Origin of the sequence: Brevibacillus fluminis (assembly GCF_052072235.1) — a bacterium.
GTDB classification, from domain to species: domain Bacteria; phylum Bacillota; class Bacilli; order Brevibacillales; family Brevibacillaceae; genus Brevibacillus_D; species Brevibacillus_D fluminis_A.
Map to the genome: position 1 here is coordinate 1416836 of NZ_CM125436.1, position 16668 is coordinate 1433503.

The window sequence follows — 16668 nt, forward strand, 5'->3', positions numbered from 1 at the left end:
TTAACCATAATATAGTTTTAGTAAATGAAAATTAGAATCTATCACATTTTATTACTAATATTGTTATAGTGCTAGTGGCTTTTAATATGAGAAAGAGCTGCCTTATCTACCACCTGAGCACGGTCACAATGAGTGAGTTTACGTTACAAATCGATTCGTTGACGGATCGCAGCATATGTCTGCAATTGGAGTCGTTCCCACAATCCGCTCTGACCAACCAGAATGAGCGCCATTGGACTTTTTGGATCCATCCTTACTTTGAGAAAAAATCTAGCATCTCCCAGTCTTATAAGGTGTGCCTCATCAACCACAATGACTTGCTGCAGACGGTGAATCCCCTGCATGAGTTAATCTTATGGTGCAATTGACACTTGGCGTTGCAGCGATAAAACTTGAATTCGCACTCGAGTTGTTCTAGTAGCCCTTTGTAAAAGTGGCGGGGTGTCAGCCTGGAATCCGAAAGATAGTGGATCGGCTACACTAAGTTAGACAGGAAAAATAAGGTCTAGTAGAATAGAGAGAAACGAAGGAGCGGATCCACTATGCCAAAACAGCGCCATTGGAGAAGAGAATCGCTGCCTTGAATCAAAAGCAAAATCCGCTGACGATCGCCCACTATCAGCATCGGCTTGGGACAATCCAGTTTTATCGGGGGGACCTTGCCCAATCGGAGAAACTTTACCTTGAGTCTTTGGAGGCATCTCTGTCGACGAACGATTACGGTTTGATCGCGATCAATTTAAGCATGCTCGGCCAGGTGTATTTCTTCTTGCATGATTTTGAGAGGGCGTTTCACATTATCAAACGTTCGTTATCTTATTCAGAACCGCATGGCATCTCCCATTGTCAAATGCATTCGCTCTGGGTGCTGTCCGAAACCTATTTGGCCCAAAACGATCTCGACAAGGCTGAGCCAATCATTTGGCAAACGATTACCGTTTCCAGCCAATGTGATGAAGCAGCCAAAGTATTTCCGTACTGCTCGATGGTGAAACTGCTGCGTCTGCGCGGGAAGCACGCACAGGCACTTGAATGGGCAGTCGATGCGCTGCAGCACGCGGACAAATTCAAGATCGAACCGGACATTGGCTGGGTCTACATGCAGCTGGGGCTTACGTATTTTGCAAACAGACAGACGCAAGAGGCGAAAACGTATTTAAAGAAAGCGGAAGAGAAGCTCAAACGGCAGCTTCATTTGTATCTCAACGCGGAGATTGAAAAACTTCAAAGCAGAAACGACGAGCCTTCTGGCAAGGTGCTGCAAAGGGAGCCAGAGGTTCTGACAATCCGTACATTAGGTCCCTTTGCGATGGCGTATGGGGGACAAGCGATCCGCATACAGCGGAAGTCGAGCTTGCGGCTCTTGCTCTATTTCATTGCGACTCGGGAAAGAAAGCTGACCCGGGACAGCATCCTCGATCAGGTTTTTCCCGCTGGTTCGTTTCAAGCGATCAACAATCAGTTTTACGTGGCGCTTTCGACACTCAGTAAGGCACTCGAACCGATGCTGCGATCAGGAAGGCAATCTCGTTTCTTCATCCAGTCGGGAGAACACTATACGTTTAGCACGAAAGAATTGATGCTGGATGCTGACCGCTTTTTGCAGCTGTCAGCAGAGCAACCCAATGAAGGGAAAGCGGAACGGATCGAGCGCTTGCGGCAAGCGGAGCAGCTCTATTGCGGCGACTTTTTGGAAGAGTATCCATATGAGAGCTATCTGGAAACGGAGCGGGAAAAGTTGCGTCGGGTCTATCTGAAACTCATGCGGGAACTTGCCGGCTACTATTGGGATTGCAATGACTATCCGACCGGCATGAACTATTATGAGAAGCTGCTGGAAAAAGATCCGTATCTGGAAAATGTGTATGTGGAGTATGTTGAGCGGCTTTTGCAAGCCAAGTTTTTCTCGAATGCAAGAGAGGTGTCAGAACGCGGCGTGAAGTATATGGAACAGGAGTTAGGCATTCCGCTGCAAGGCAGTATCGATACGCTGTTTCGGAAGTATTCGTTGTAGCCGGATCGTATCATGTTCTCATCACATGAAAGAAAGGTGGAAGTGTGTAAATGAATAAAACCCGGGTTACGCTGGAAAGAGAAGTATCCAACTTTATCAGTTATTATATTAAAGAAACGTTAGGCAGAGGGCCGCGGGATACCGAAATCAAAATAACGGATAACGTATTGATTTTCTTTATTAAAGGGATTCTCACACAGATGGAAAAAAACATTTTAAAAACCCCGGAAGGAAAAAATATCGTTTTGAAGGGAAGGCAGCTATTTGTCGAAAGTACCAACGATGAATACATCAAGACGTTTGAAAAAATTGTGGAATCAAAAGTGATCCAAAATTATGAGGCGTGGGATTTGGAAAATGATTCAGCGGTTGGTGTCCTTGTATTTGAGAAAAAAATCTGTTGAGTTGCATGAAAGCGCTTGCTTTTGTTCTAAATTTATTTATAATTATGAATACAAAGAAAAATGAATAGTGAAAGCAAAGGTGAGGAATCTTTGCTCATGTGAAAAGCATTGGGTGGTTTCTTGATACGTGAAATCAAGGGCAGACCATAGCTTATTAAAACTAATTTATTAGTTTTATAAGTTGTGGTTTGCCCTTTTTTGCGTTTTCAAAAAAGGGGGGGATCGGCAGCAATCATTGGACAGCAATTGGATGGCCGCAGCGTTCTCATTTGCACAAAAAAAGAATGGAGATGATTTCATGATGAACCAAGAAAATAGCCAACTTCGCTCGATTACGATCAACGGGCACCGGTTTACCTATGATATTCACGGTGAGGCAGAGGGGCCAGCATTGCTGCTAGTGAGCGGCTGGTGTCAAGATCACCGATTGTTCGACCATATTGTCAAACCGCTAGCCGAGCAACACAAAGTCATTCGTTTGAACTGGCGTGGACATTCCGATCCCGAGCGGCCGCCTGGAGATTTTGGGGTTAGCGAGCAGGCTGATGACGTCATCGCGGTGTTGAATGCATTGGATGTCCAGAAAGTGATCCCTGTGTCTACCTCGCATGGGGGATGGGCCAACATGGAGATTTGCCAACGGCTTGGAACGGCAAGAGCGCCGCAAACGGTGGTGATTGACTGGATTTTAATCGAGGCTGGCGCAGCGTTCATCAAAGATTTGCAAGATATTCAGAATCCTGAACGGTGGGTGGCTGGACGGCAGAGCTTGTTCGACCATTGGCTCGGCATCAGTACCGATCGCGCGGTCATCGATCATATGAACAAGGAAATGGCCAGCTTCGGCTTTGATATGTGGGAAAGGTCATGCCGCGTCATCGAGAACGCATATAAAACGTGGGGGTCGCCACTTGAGCGGATGGCTGCGCTGGACCCGAAACGGCCGATCGTGCACATTTATTCTCAGGCGGCCGCGGACGGATATGAAGAGATGCAACAGACATTCAAAGAGAAGCATCCGTGGTTTGATTTCAAACATATCCCCGGAAAGACACACTTTCCTACCCTGGAGTCACCGGATGCCGTAGCGAATCTGATCAGCGATTTTGTTTCACAGCTTCGGTAATGCTGTTCAATGCCCCCATTTTCTTTATCCGTTTGCCTTGGAACATGGGGGCTTTTGCCTGGCTACAGCACGTTCATCCCAAAAACAGGAGGTTGATTGCATTGGGGAATAAAAAAGTGATCATTGCTGGTGCCGGATTATCTGGTTTGACGTTAGGAACTGCACTTGCCCAACGTGGATGGGATGTTCACTTGTTGGAAAGGTCGTCGGAGCTGCGAGAAATCGGGGCTGGCCTGTATACGTGGGAAAATGGATTGAAGGTACTAGAAGAGATCAACGTTTTTGAAGAGGCGTGTCAGCAGGTAGAATTTATCACCAGCTTGCACATGATGGACGAAAATCGGGAGTTGATCCATTCCACCCTGTTTTCGGAGAGCAACCGTTTTTGTGTGATTCCTCGCAAACAGATCCACAGCGCGTTGGTTGGAGCAGCAAGGAACGCCGGGGTAACCATAGAAACCAATGCCTGTGCAGTTTCCGCTGATCCTTCTGGCTCCCTGACCTTGGAAAACGGGAAAACATACAAGGCTGATCTGGTTGTTGCGGCAGATGGGATATATTCCAACATTCGTCAATCGCTCCCTATTGCTCAAACGATGGAGAAGATGGGCAATGGTGCCTTACGAGCCCTGATCCCCCGAATCGATGAGGATGAAAAAGGGATTGCCAGGGAGCATTGGTCCGGCTATCGGCGCATTGGCATTGCACCATCTACCGATCAATATCGGTATGTTTACTTGACGGCGCCTTCCGCAGATGTCGAAGGACTTTCAGATCCGATCAATAAAGAGGTGTGGCTCTCTTCATTCCCTCACCTGGAATCTGTCATCGAACGTATCGACCATTCAAGGTTAGACCGCCATTTTTATTATATTTATTTACACGCTTGGTCGATCGGACGTGTGGCATTACTTGGCGATGCGGCACACGGGATGGAACCCAATTTGGGGCAAGGGGCAGGGGTAAGCATCACGAGTGCGTTGGAGTTAGCCAAACAACTTGACCAATACGATGTCGACACGGCCCTCAGAAGATGGGAAAGTCTGATGAAGCCTGCGGCGGAGAAGACGCAGATCTGGTCGAGGATCTATGGGGCAGCGGCATCAAACTGGCCGAAAGAGTTGTTGCATGTGCGCTCAGAAGTGATCCGAAAAGCCATTCATTCGGAAAACATCGAGTCGATGATGAGCCTGGCAGCCAGGCATGTAACAGGACGATGAGATGAATCGCTAGCGATGTTCAAAAACCGATCGAAAAGGGGCGATGACTGTGAAAGATGGGAAACAAGGAAAGTCTCAACTCACCGGAATCCTGATTGTTTTAGTTGCTTCCGCTCTTTTTTCAAATCTGGGGGTTTTAACCAACTTTGCTTATGAAGCCGGGATGAGCCCGGTGGCTTTCGCGACGTGGCGTGAAACAATCGGTGCACTTGCCATGCTCGTTCTTCTTTTGTTTGGAGTTGGACGTCCGGCGGGGTCTGAACGCAAACCTTTCTCCCAGATTCCCGGGTGGCAGTGGCGGAATCTGTGCATCGCTGCTGTTGCCTTCATGTCGTACAGCCTTGCGATTTTTTATGCATTCGTTCACTTAACCGTTGCGTTAGCTTTTCTGCTGTTTTACATCTATCCGGCATTGGTGACATTGATCAGCGCTGTCACAGGGCGAGAAATGTTTAACGCACCGAAAGTGATCGCGTTGCTCTTTGCTTTGGGGGGAAGCACGCTGGCGATTGTTGGGCAAATGATTGGAGGAGAAGCCGTTCGCTTTGATACCATCGGGATTTTGCTGGGACTTGGGTCAGCGGTAGGGATGTCGATTTATTTTCTTGTCGGCCGGGGCGGCTATCCAAGCATTCCTGCTTCTTACGCGACAACCATATTTTTATTGGCTGGGGCTGCCGCATTTGCCGGAATTGGCCTCGCTTTCGGAGAAAAGGAGTCATTGCTACAGCCTTTCCAAAACGTTTCGCTCTGGCCCATGCTGCTTTTCGCAGGGGTTGGGGCAGCAGCCATTCCAACCATGATGCTGTTGACCGGAATTCGCATGATCGGGGCCTCACGCGCTTCCATTTTGGCTATTTTTGAACCGGTTTCCGGTTCCGTGCTTGCAGCGATTTTATTGGGGCAAACCCTTTCTTTCGTCCAAATCATTGGTGGTGTATTGATTCTCAGCGCTGCCGTTATTTTGCAGCGGACCCCGGAACCTGTCGGTGCATCTTCCGTGGAACACGCAAACCAAACCGTAGATATTCCTTCATGAGATTGACGGCATGTCGGTAAAAAATCAGCAGATAAAGGAGGAAGCGGATGGGGTCTTCAATAGGGAAAAATCTCAGAATCTGCTATGGGGAAAATGAAAACCAATTTGGCGAGCTGCGGCTGCCGGACGGTAACGGCCCGTTTCCCGTTGCGATTGTGATTCACGGGGGCTTTTGGAGAGAAAAATTCAAGCTCGACCAGATGGATTCATTCGCAGAAGCATTGACGGCGCAGGGGATCGCTACATGGAACATCGAATACCGCCGGGTTGGGCAAGAAGGTGGAGGGTGGCCGGGGACTTTTGTTGATGCTGCCCAAGCTTCCGATTTTGTGCGAACGCTTGCTGCTGATTATCCGCTTGATTTGCAGCGCATCATCACGGTCGGGCATTCAGCCGGCGGACATCTCGCCTTATGGATTGCCGCACGACATCGACTTCCCGCGACAAGCATCATAAAAGGCGACGAAAATCCTTTGCACGTGAAAGGAGCCATTAGCCTCGCAGGCGTTTGTGATCTGGACGTCATGTATAACATCCATCAACTAAGAGAGGTGAAGATGGGAATCAAGGATAATCCGACACGCGATCTGATTGGCGGTATGCCGCAGGATTGTAAAGAACGTTACCAGGAAGGATCACCGATGGCTCTTTTGCCGATTGGAGTGCCCCTTGCGCTTATTCATGGTTCCCTTGATTGCAATGTGCCGATCGGGCTTAGTCAGCAGTTTGAACAAGCAGCCAAGGCCGCAGGTGACGATGTCATCATCCAAACGATTTCCAGCGCGGAGCATTTTACCATCATCGATCCGCATGCAGAGGCATGGCCGGTGGTAATGGAAACGATCCTGGGCTTGCTGAATACTTGACTGCCGGGATCTTCTCGGCAGTTTTTTGTATAAGACAGATGGTCAAGCCCCGTGCGACAGAGCTTTCATGAATGATTCGTGAGCAGACTTTCAACCGTGTGAATGGTCGGAAACTTCCGAACTTTATCTCCGTATACATCATTGTGAATGTTTCCGCGGCGGGTCAAAGCCAAGACTGGAAATCACCGTGGAGAAAGGAGAGAACGCATGAAGGCAATCGTATACACAAAATACGGGCCACCTGATGTTCTTCAACTCAAAGAGGTAGAAAAGCCGACGCCACAAGGCAATGAAATCCTGGTAAAAATTTATGTTTTTTTGAATGCTTGTGTGAGATAAAATGCCTTTTTCTAAGCCAAGTGGTATCATTAATCATAAGTGTTGGTTTTGCTAAATCAGTGGTAAGGAACCACAATATCGTATTTGGCTGTAACGATCACGTTGTCCAAAGTATCGAAAAAGGTGAAAGAACCAAATATCTCAAAAAGAAAGGGGTGATTGAATATGCACAGAGCGTACAAGTTTCGTCTATATCCAAACAAAGAACAAACGACACTCATTAACAAAACAATCGGATGCACGCGCTTTGTATTCAATCACTTTCTTGTGAAACGAAAAGAGGCTTACGAACAAGAAAAGAAAACGCTGAATTACAACGACTGTTCCGCTCTACTCACACAACTCAAAAAGGAAATCGAATGGTTGAAAGAAGTGGATTCGACTGCCCTGCAATCAACCTTAAAAGACTTGGATTCCTCCTACAAAAAATTTTTCAAAGAGAAAAAAGGCTATCCCAAATTCAAAAGCAAGAAGAATCCAAAGCAATCGTACACATGCAAGATGAACATCAAAGTGGAAGGAAATCGTATCAAACTCCCGAAACTTGGATGGGTTTCATTTGCCAAGTCCAGAGAAGTGGAAGGGCGCATCCTTTCCGCTACGATCAGACGCAGTCCCGCAGGGAAATACTTTGTATCTGTTCTGTGTGAAACAGAGGTTCAGCCATTACCAGAAATCGAACAGACAGTCGGAGTTGATCTTGGTATCAAGGATTTTGCGATTCTCTCTACTGGTGAGAAAGTGGGAAATCCCAAATACTATCGCAAGTATGAAAAACAATTGGCCAAGATGCAACGGATTCAATCCCGCAGACAAAAAGGCAGTAAAAACCGTGACAAAGCACGTATCAAAGTAGCACGACTCCATGAAAAAATCGCAAATACCCGCAATGACTTCCTGCATAAATTGTCAACCAAGCTTATCAACGAAAACCAAGTGATCTGTTTGGAGGACTTGCAGGTGGAAAATATGGTAAAAAACCATAAGTTAGCAAAATCCATTGCAGATGCATCGTGGTCTAAGTTTCGGGCGATGCTGGCGTACAAGGCGCAATGGTATGGCAGAACAATCTCGATTGTCGGGAAGCAGTTTCCTTCCAGCCAACTCTGTTCCACCCCTAGCTGTGGCTACCGAAACAAAGACGTGAAAAACCTGAACATGCGACAATGGACATGTCCAAACTGCGGTGTGCAACATGATCGTGACCAAAACGCTGCCATCAATATTGAGCAAGAAGGACTTCGGCTGTTGGCATAGCCAACTGAACTGTGGGACACACAGGGATAGCTTGGTAAATTTCACTCTGGAAAGAGTGACTACCCAAGAATCCCCTGCCTTTAGGCATGGGGAGTGTCAAGCCGAGTACAAGTGTCTGCCCGAAGACGGTGCAGTGGCAATCAAACCTGCGAATATGACCGATGAGGAGGCGGCCGCCGTTCCGATTGGGGCAATGACAGCATTGCATTTTCTCAAAAAAGGAAAAATCCGCAGCGGCCAAAAAGTCCTGATCTACGGCGCCTCTGGAAGCGTAGGCACGTTTGCGGTGCAGCTTGCCAAAAGCTTTGGGGCGGAAGTTACCGGGGTATGCAGCACCGCGAACCTGGAGATGGTGAGGGCGCTAGGGGCGGATCACGTCATAGATTACACGAAGGAGGATTTTGCCGAAAACGGTGAGACCTACGATATTATTTTTGATACCGTAGGCAAAAGTCCGTTTTCAGGCTGCGTACAATCTCTTGCGCAAAACGGGTTCTATTTGAGGGCGGTCCACATGGAGCTGTCACCGGTCATTCGTGGGCTGTGGACGTCTTTAACTACGAGCAAGAAGGTCATAGGCGGCAATGCAAGTATCGACAGCGCTGAAGATTTACGATTCCTCAAAGAGCTGATTGAGGCCGGAAAGGTAAAATCGGTCATCGATAGACGCTATCCATTGGAACAGATTGCCGAGGCGCATCGCTATGTGGAAACGGGGCACAAACGGGGGAATGTGGTCATTTCTGTGAAGAGCGATACGACACGCTGAAGAAAAGGAGCGGCAAGATTGTGTTCGGCTAGCGTTCTGACCGTTCAGCAATCCAGAGGAAGTGCATAAAAAATCTATGTAATTGGCTCAAGATACGTTACTTTTTTGCCCTGCTGTGTAGCGTATTCAATTTCTTTTCTTGTGCTTTCGCCAATGTATCCATTTACATTGATAACAAAAATTTCATCTGACATATCGATTTTGTGAAAGTGTAGCCATTCAAAGAGTTTAACTTGCTCTTCGGTTACTTCGATATGATCGCTTTGCTCAAAAAAACCAAGACTAAGCACAATCCTGCCTTTCAAGGTCAAGTTAGCTTCTGCTTCTTGGAATTGTTTCTTGAACTTTGTTGAACCACATAGAGTAACTACTTTCGGTTTAAGGCGTTGAGTAAAGTTGTTCATGGAGGTTCTCCTATTCATACTATTCTTTCGGAATATTGTACCATTTTCGCAGCAAACTTTACGAAAACAGCGATTTTAAAAAGTGCCATACTGCTCTTCATTGGTATCGCTGAAAGCCTCGTCCCTATCCGAGAGAATGTTTTGGTAGTTCAGTTTTTCAGCAAATGGAGACTCCGGGAAATCGCGACGTACCCCATTGATGAAGTTGTAGTAGTGCCAACCATCCGGAGTCTCCGTTTTCATGATCTCCCCACCCAAAATATCTTGTATTACCAAAGCTGTTACCCGGTGGTTCTTTCCGAGCCTGCGCGTTCGTTGAAATCCATGATGCTCAAAAATTGAGATCGTGAAAAGCCATACACCAACAGCCGCCCCATATTCCGTTGCTTTTTCTCAACCAGCCGTGCAAAATCCGGCCAAGTATTTGCATCAAGAGGCTTAACGATGTAGTGGACAGTGGCAACATCTCTCCTTCAAACGATTCAGTTCCTTCCATACCTTAGAATGGTAATAGAGAATCCGAATGGCATCTGTAATCAAGTGCTGATGCAAGACTAAGAGAGGGGATGTGATGAAACTTGCGACTAATCTGCCTCTTTACTTGCATTTTGAATCTGTCTATAATCTTTATTGCAATCATATCGTACAAACGACCTGCCTTTCCCTGCGCTATGGAGTTCATGGTAAGAAATTGTCCCTTTTTTCATGCGGATAAGAATTTTATGAGTTTTCATCCGGTATAAGGGCAACAGGGGCTTAAGCCAAAAGCATGGCGTAGCCAGGTTAATGCGATTCAAGAAAGTGAAAATCTGCTGGACTGTTTGGCGGAAGATTCTAACTTGAATCACAAGGGGGAAAGTCAGAAAGGAGGAGAACGTTTGCTCTGAACAAACCGACGGTCGGTCTGTTCGGAAGAGCAACTATGGGGCCATCTGATTTCGAAATTGAGCCAGTGAATATTCTCTCTATTACGTGGCTCAATAGCTGGATTCGTTCGTTTTATTAGTTTTTTCATGAAAGTAGAGAGCAAGTCCGTCAGCGATTTTACGAGAGGGAGCAATGATATGCGGCATAAGCGTGGGTCCCGATTTCTTTCCTGTTTTCTTATTGTGATGGTTATTTTTTCTTGTATGTATCAAGGAAATCAGACGGTATTTGCTTCAGGTAATACTACATGGCAAGTAATCAGTCCATCTGGTGCAAGCGAAACGCTGATGGATGCAACGTATGATGGAGCAGACTGGTGGGCAGTCGGGAGCGATTCTGGTTCTGGGGTAAATCATATTTATAAACGGGATCGGGCCACTGGTAAGTGGTCTGCTCAACCTACTACAATCTCTGGAGGTTCTTCAAAATTTTATTGGCAAAGCCTTTATTACTCTCCTGATAGTCACACCTATTTTTTAACAGGAGAGACTGGGGACAGCCTTGGGTCCGAAATGGACGGATTTATTGCTACATCTATGAATGGGTTGAATTGGACCGTAATCCCGAATTGTATTGTTCCCCGTAATAACGGGGGAGGTAATTTTTATTCCGTAACCAATCATCAGAACATATACGTAGCTGTAGGCGGAGTTAATTCAAGGGATGGAGGAAGAATCTGTTCTTCGACGGATGGAGGAGCAACTTGGTCCAACAAATTGACAGATAGCGGTCATGCTTTGTTTAAAGTTAGTTATGGCAATGGCAAATTCGTCGTTGTGGGCAAAGGCGGGGTGATCTACAGTTCTACAGATGGAGTTACTTGGAATGGAGAGACTTCAAATTCCGTGGATGATTTTTGGGCGTTGGTATACGATAACCAGAAATTCGTTGCTATGTCAACTAATGGAACATTGTTGACACAAGCGAACGGAGCCACAACCTGGGACAAAACGGCTACTCCCTATGATATATATGCTTTGGCATATACGAATGGCGAATATGTAGGGGTAGGGGCGGATGAAGCGACGTTATACTCCACAACCAATTTGAAAGGAAGCTGGAATAAAGACGGGTTAAGTGCAGCAGGATCGGGCTATTTTTATACTGTAAATGTTGCAAACGGCCAATTTGTAGCTGTCGGTGATATTTCAGCTACTCGTGCTGCCGTTAATGCTGATACGACGGCACCCGTGGTTGGAAGCAGCGGAACCGTGACGGCGAGCCATGCAACCAGCAGCAGTGTGGACCTTAACTGGACGGCTGCCACAGATGCGGTGACGAGTACGGGGAACCTGCAATACAAAGTGGTGTACTCGACTAGCAACAATCTGGATACCGTGGCAAATGCCGAAGCAAATGGCACGGTAGCGCAAAACTGGACAGCGAATGTGACCAGCGCGACGGCAAGCGGGCTTACCCCCAGCACGACCTACTATTTCAACGTGCTGGTAAAAGATGAAGCAGGCAACAAGTCGCTTTACAGCGGGGTAAGCCAAGCGACGACGGCTGCTCCAGATACGACGGCACCCGTGGTCGGAAACAGCGGAACCGTTACGGCGAGCCAAGCCACCCCAACCAGTGTGGACCTTAGCTGGACAGCCGCTACGGATACAGTGACAGATGCGGGGAACCTGCAATACAAAGTGGTGTACTCGACCAGCAACAACCTGGATACTGTAGCAAATGCCGAAACAAATGGCACGGTGGCACAAAACTGGACAGCAAATGTGACCAGCGCGACGGCAAGCGGGCTTACCCCCAACACGACCTATTACTTCAATGTGCTGGTAAAAGATGAAGCGGGCAACAAGTCGCTGTACAGTGGAGTAAGCCAAGAAACGACGGCTGCTCCAGACACGACAGCACCCGTGGTCGGAAACGGCGGAACCGTGACGGCAAGCCAAGCAACCCCAACCAGCGTGGATCTCAACTGGACGGCTGCCACAGATGCGGTGACAAGTCCAGGGAATCTGCAATACAAAGTGGTGTATTCGACCAGCAACAATCTGGATACCGTGGCAAATGCCGAAGCAAACGGCACGGTGGCGCAAGACTGGACAGCGAATGTGACCAGCGCGACGGCAAGCGGGCTTACCCCCAGCACGACCTATTACTTCAACGTGCTGGTAAAAGATGAAGCAGGAAATAAGTCGCTGTACAGCGGAGTAAGCCAAGCGACGACGGCTGCTCCAGACACGACAGCACCCGTGGTCGGAAACAGCGGAACCGTCACGGCGAGCCAAGCCACCCCAACCAGCGTGGATCTCAACTGGACGGCTGCCACAGATGCGGTGACAAGTCCGGGGAATCTGCAATACAAAGTGGTGTATTCGACCAGCAACAATCTGGATACCGTGGCAAATGCCGAAGCAAATGGCACGGTGGCGCAAAACTGGACAGCGAATGTGACCAGCGCGACGGCAAGCGGGCTTACCCCCAGCACGACCTATTACTTCAACGTGCTGGTAAAAGATGAAGCGGGCAACAAGGCGCTGTACAGCGGAGTAAGCCAAGCAACGACGGCTGCTCCGGACATGACGGCACCCGTGGTTGGAAACGGCGGAACCGTCACGGCGAGCCAAGCAACCCCAACCAGCGTGGATCTCAACTGGACAGCCGCCACAGATGCGGTGACAAGTCCAGGGAATCTGCAATACAAAGTGGTGTATTCGACCAGCAACAATCTGGATACTGTAGCAAATGCCGAAGCGAATGGCACGGTGGCACAAAACTGGACAGCGAATGTGACCAGCGCGACAGCAAGCGGACTTACCCCCAGCACGACCTACTACTTCAATGTGCTGGTAAAAGATGAAGCAGGCAACAAGTCGCTGTACAGCGGGGTAAGCCAAGCGACGACGGCTGCCCCAGACACGACAGCACCCGTGGTCGGAAACAACGGAACCGTGACGGCGAGCCAAGCAACCCCAACCAGCGTGGATCTCAACTGGACGGCCGCCACGGATGCGGTGACGAGTACGGGGAACCTGCAATACAAAGTGGTCTACTCGACCAGCAACAATCTGGATACCGTGGCGAATGCCGAAGCGAATGGCACGGTAGCGCAAAACTGGACAGCAAATGTGACCAGCGCGACGGCAAGCGGGCTTACCCCCAGCACGACCTACTACTTCAATGTGCTGGTAAAAGATGAAGCAGGCAACAAGTCGCTGTACAGTGGAGTAAGCCAAGCGACGACGGCTGCTCCAGACACGACAGCACCCGTGGTTGGAAACGGCGGAACCGTCACGGCGAGCCAAGCCACCCCAACCAGTGTGGACCTTAGCTGGACAGCCGCTACGGATACAGTGACAGATGCGGGGAACCTGCAATACAAAGTGGTCTACTCGACCACCAACAACCTGGATACTGTAGCAAATGCCGAAGCAAATGGCACGGTGGCGCAAAACTGGACAGCGAATGTGACCAGCGCGACGGCAAGCGGGCTTACCCCCAGCACGACCTATTACTTCAACGTGCTGGTAAAAGATGAAGCGGGCAACAAGGCGCTGTACAGCGGAGTAAGCCAAGCGACGACGGCTGCGCCTCCGACTCAATTGGATATTGCTGCTGTTGAACATCTGGCCCCATTTACCGGTGTCCCGCATGGAACAGCCAAAACAGCCGCAGCACTTGGCCTGCCTGACAAGGTAGCGATTACACTCAGCGATGGCCGCAGCATTCAGACAGCTGTCGATTGGGATCTTTCGAGTGCAGACTATGAACCAGCCAAAGAGGAGCCCCAAACTTTTACGGTTTACGGAGCACTCAACCATTTGCCAACCGGAGTAAGCAACTCCCGAAGTCTGCGTGCTAGCATCAAGGTAAGCGTGAACGGAAAAGCGAGCATCGAAATTGTAGCAATCTCGCAGCCAGCCCCCATCGTAGACGTGGAAAATGGCACACCGAAAACGGCCAGGGCGCTCGGTCTTCCTGAGCGTGTGGAAGTGACACTTCGTGACAACAGCACGAGAGAAGTGAGCGTCAAATGGGATGTCGATGGATCGGATTATGATCCAGATGCTAAGAAAGCACAAGCCTTCAGCATTACAGGGAATCTTGAATTGCCTGCAGGGATCGACAATCCGAAAAATCTTACTGCAAAAATTCATGTTACTGTAAAAGCTGCCGTGGAAGGAACGAGAAATATCGTTGCAGTAACCGATCCGTCCCCTATCACCGATCTTCCAAACGGGGCACCGAAAACAGCCGGGGCACTCGGGCTACCAGAGACGGTAGAAGTGACGCTTAATGACGACAGTACGATGCAAGTACGGGTGAAGTGGGACGTAGAAGGTGCCAGCTACGATCCAGCAAACAAGGAAGCGCAAAGCTTCATTGTCAACGGTATTCTCACATTGCCTGAGGAAATTACCAATACAAGAGGAAAGTCGGCGAAAATTTACGTCACCGTCAACGCAGAAGATGGTCAAGAAAAACGAGATATTGTAGATGTGATCAATCCGGAAGCGATAACAGGCTTGAAAAATGGGACAGCCAAAACAGCAAATGCACTTGAATTGCCGAAAAAGGTGAGAGCGATTCTGGATGATGAGAGCTTCATCCTGGTGCCGGTCAGCTGGGACGTAGATGGAGCGGACTATGATCCCGACGTGAATAAGAGACAAAAGTTTACCGTCGATGGCAGCTTGACGAACCTGCCTGCTGACATAACGAACAGCCACAACAAAACGGTACAGGTGAGTGTCACCGTCGATAAAGCACATCGTGAAGATGATGGTCGTGACAACGATAGCGGCGGGGGTGGAGGATCTGAAACTGAGCATTCGGGAGATTCTCCAGCGGCAAATCAGGGAGGAAACGAGCACCATGCTGCAACCCGCCAAGCGATACTGGAGGCAGGAAGCGACAACTCCTTGCAAGAACAAATTGAGATCACGAGAGAAATCAGCGCAAGCGGCGAAAAAGTAGATTCGGTGCTTCTCGACAACAATAAAGCAGAAGAAATCCTTCGTGAAGCATCCCAACACGGAAAAGACATTGTCCGCATTGTGGTGGATGACCTGCCAAATGATCCGGCAGACAAAGTCGAGGTGAAACTCTCCAAGACCGCACTTGATCGGCTGAAAAAGCAGGACGTATCTCTCGAGTTCAAGACAGCGAAGGCGACGGTCACGATTCCCAAGGAAATGGTGGCAAACTTGTCGGAAGATGCTCTCTACTTTGAAATTGTCCCCATGAAAAATTCTGGGGAAGTAGCGGATGTTGCCGAGCGAGTAGGCAATGCAGCAGAAGTCCGGCAAGCAGCGAACGGCCAAGCTTTCCAGATTATCGGGAATCCTGTGGCCATTGAAACAAACTATCGAAACATCCCGACAAAGGTCGTATTCCCGCTAGACGAAAACACGTTGCCGAAGCAACCGCAGGAGTTGGATTCATTCCTCGCTTCCTTGGCAGTTTTCGTCGAGCATACGGACGGAGACAAAGAACTCAAACGCGGACAGCTCAAATACGATGAAAAAGGCAAACTGGTCGGTATTGAGATCGTAATTGACAAATTCAGTACCTTTGCCATTCTCTCCATAAATGGAATGGCCTCCGCCGATCCGGATCGAATTTTGACCAGAGCGGAAGTTGCCTATGAACTCGCGAAACTCGTAAATCAGAAAGAACATCAAGCCGCCCTCTCATTTACAGATGTTCAAGAGACGCATTGGGCGATCGATGCCATCCAGCAAGTGAGCAGTGCAGGGCTGATGGTAGGAGATGGGCATGGTCAATTCCACCCGGACCTCAAGGTAACCCGGGCCGAGATGGCAACGATCATGGCCAAATGGAAACAAAGTTCGGTATCTGACAATGAAGCCATTACGTTTTCGGATACAAGAGGGCATTGGGCGGCAAATATCATTGAGCAAGTGAGGAAACAGGGGATTATGAAAGGATATGCGGACGGATCGTTTCATCCTGATCAAGGAATCACACAAAAAGAGATGACGATCCTGATCCAGCGGTTGATAGGCAGCAAAAACTAAATTCTGTAGAGTGGTAACAAACCTTCAGAAGGGCTGTTCCGAGAGTAGATCCTGCTACTTGAGGAGCCGCTCTTCTGTTTGATGGAACATGCTTTTCAAGAGGAAATCAAATGAACAAGCGAACTGACCCCTCTGACAGCGAGGCGAAAAACGGCGCGCAAAGAAGCCCATATGATTTCAAATAAGAGCTGGGCGAAGATCTCGATAAATAGATCATACCAATTATAATGCGACGTTTTTTCTTTGCGAGTCATCACAATTCCTCATTTCGCTGGGTCTGAGAAAAGGATACCGGATTTGCATACGA

11 protein-coding genes and 2 pseudogenes are annotated in these 16668 nt (G+C 48.6%); 10 read left to right on the plus strand and 3 right to left on the minus strand.

Going from position 1 to position 16668, the window contains the following annotated elements; translation table 11 throughout:
• Nucleotides 1–143: 143 nt before the first annotated feature.
• Nucleotides 144–344: a hypothetical protein gene (locus ACTID9_RS07265; RefSeq protein WP_441070544.1), complete on the minus strand. Its 201-nt coding sequence runs from the start codon at nt 342–344 to the stop codon at nt 144–146.
• A gap of 236 nt (nt 345–580) precedes the next feature.
• On the opposite strand from ACTID9_RS07265, the gene ACTID9_RS07270 reads away from it, so the two are divergent.
• From ACTID9_RS07270 to ACTID9_RS07310, 9 genes and pseudogenes are all read left to right on the plus strand, one after another.
• Nucleotides 581–2014 carry a tetratricopeptide repeat protein gene (locus tag ACTID9_RS07270; RefSeq protein ID WP_441070545.1) on the plus strand — a complete coding sequence of 478 codons (1434 nt, stop codon included), beginning with the start codon at nt 581–583 and terminating at the stop codon, nt 2012–2014.
• Between the two features lie 50 nt (nt 2015–2064).
• On the plus strand, nt 2065–2418 hold the full coding sequence (locus tag ACTID9_RS07275) for a Na-translocating system protein MpsC family protein (protein ID WP_441070546.1): 354 nt from the start codon (nt 2065–2067) through the stop codon (nt 2416–2418).
• A 298-nt stretch (nt 2419–2716) separates the two neighbouring features.
• Complete coding sequence (locus ACTID9_RS07280) at nt 2717–3544, plus strand: alpha/beta fold hydrolase (RefSeq protein ID WP_441070547.1); 828 nt, start codon at nt 2717–2719, stop codon at nt 3542–3544.
• A 101-nt stretch (nt 3545–3645) separates the two neighbouring features.
• Nucleotides 3646–4764: an FAD-dependent oxidoreductase gene (locus ACTID9_RS07285; protein WP_441070548.1), complete on the plus strand. Its 1119-nt coding sequence runs from the start codon at nt 3646–3648 to the stop codon at nt 4762–4764.
• Between the two features lie 49 nt (nt 4765–4813).
• A complete protein-coding gene (locus ACTID9_RS07290; protein ID WP_441070549.1) occupies nt 4814–5803 on the plus strand; it encodes a DMT family transporter in 990 nt (329 codons plus the stop codon).
• A gap of 47 nt (nt 5804–5850) precedes the next feature.
• On the plus strand, nt 5851–6669 hold the full coding sequence (locus ACTID9_RS07295; RefSeq protein WP_441070550.1) for an alpha/beta hydrolase family protein: 819 nt from the start codon (nt 5851–5853) through the stop codon (nt 6667–6669).
• Nucleotides 6670–6876: 207 nt separating this feature from the next.
• Nucleotides 6877–6978: pseudogene (locus tag ACTID9_RS07300) on the plus strand (NAD(P)-dependent alcohol dehydrogenase); the annotation flags it as partial.
• Nucleotides 6979–7173: 195 nt separating this feature from the next.
• The gene (gene tnpB / locus ACTID9_RS07305; RefSeq protein ID WP_441070551.1) at nt 7174–8265 is read left to right on the plus strand and encodes an IS200/IS605 family element RNA-guided endonuclease TnpB; all 1092 of its coding nucleotides are present in this window, start codon (nt 7174–7176) and stop codon (nt 8263–8265) included.
• Between the two features lie 100 nt (nt 8266–8365).
• Nucleotides 8366–9034, plus strand: a pseudogene (locus ACTID9_RS07310) (NAD(P)-dependent alcohol dehydrogenase); the annotation flags it as partial.
• Between the two features lie 74 nt (nt 9035–9108).
• On the opposite strand, the gene ACTID9_RS07315 reads toward ACTID9_RS07310, so the two are convergent.
• Together ACTID9_RS07315 and ACTID9_RS07320 are read right to left on the minus strand one after the other, a co-directional pair.
• A complete protein-coding gene (locus ACTID9_RS07315; RefSeq protein WP_441070552.1) occupies nt 9109–9438 on the minus strand; it encodes a hypothetical protein in 330 nt (109 codons plus the stop codon).
• Between the two features lie 75 nt (nt 9439–9513).
• Nucleotides 9514–9783 carry a YunG family protein gene (locus ACTID9_RS07320; RefSeq protein WP_441072477.1) on the minus strand — a complete coding sequence of 90 codons (270 nt, stop codon included), beginning with the start codon at nt 9781–9783 and terminating at the stop codon, nt 9514–9516.
• A gap of 1559 nt (nt 9784–11342) precedes the next feature.
• Here ACTID9_RS07320 and ACTID9_RS07325 point away from each other — a divergent pair.
• The gene (locus ACTID9_RS07325; RefSeq protein ID WP_441070553.1) at nt 11343–16361 is read left to right on the plus strand and encodes a fibronectin type III domain-containing protein; all 5019 of its coding nucleotides are present in this window, start codon (nt 11343–11345) and stop codon (nt 16359–16361) included.
• Nucleotides 16362–16668 lie beyond the last annotated feature (307 nt).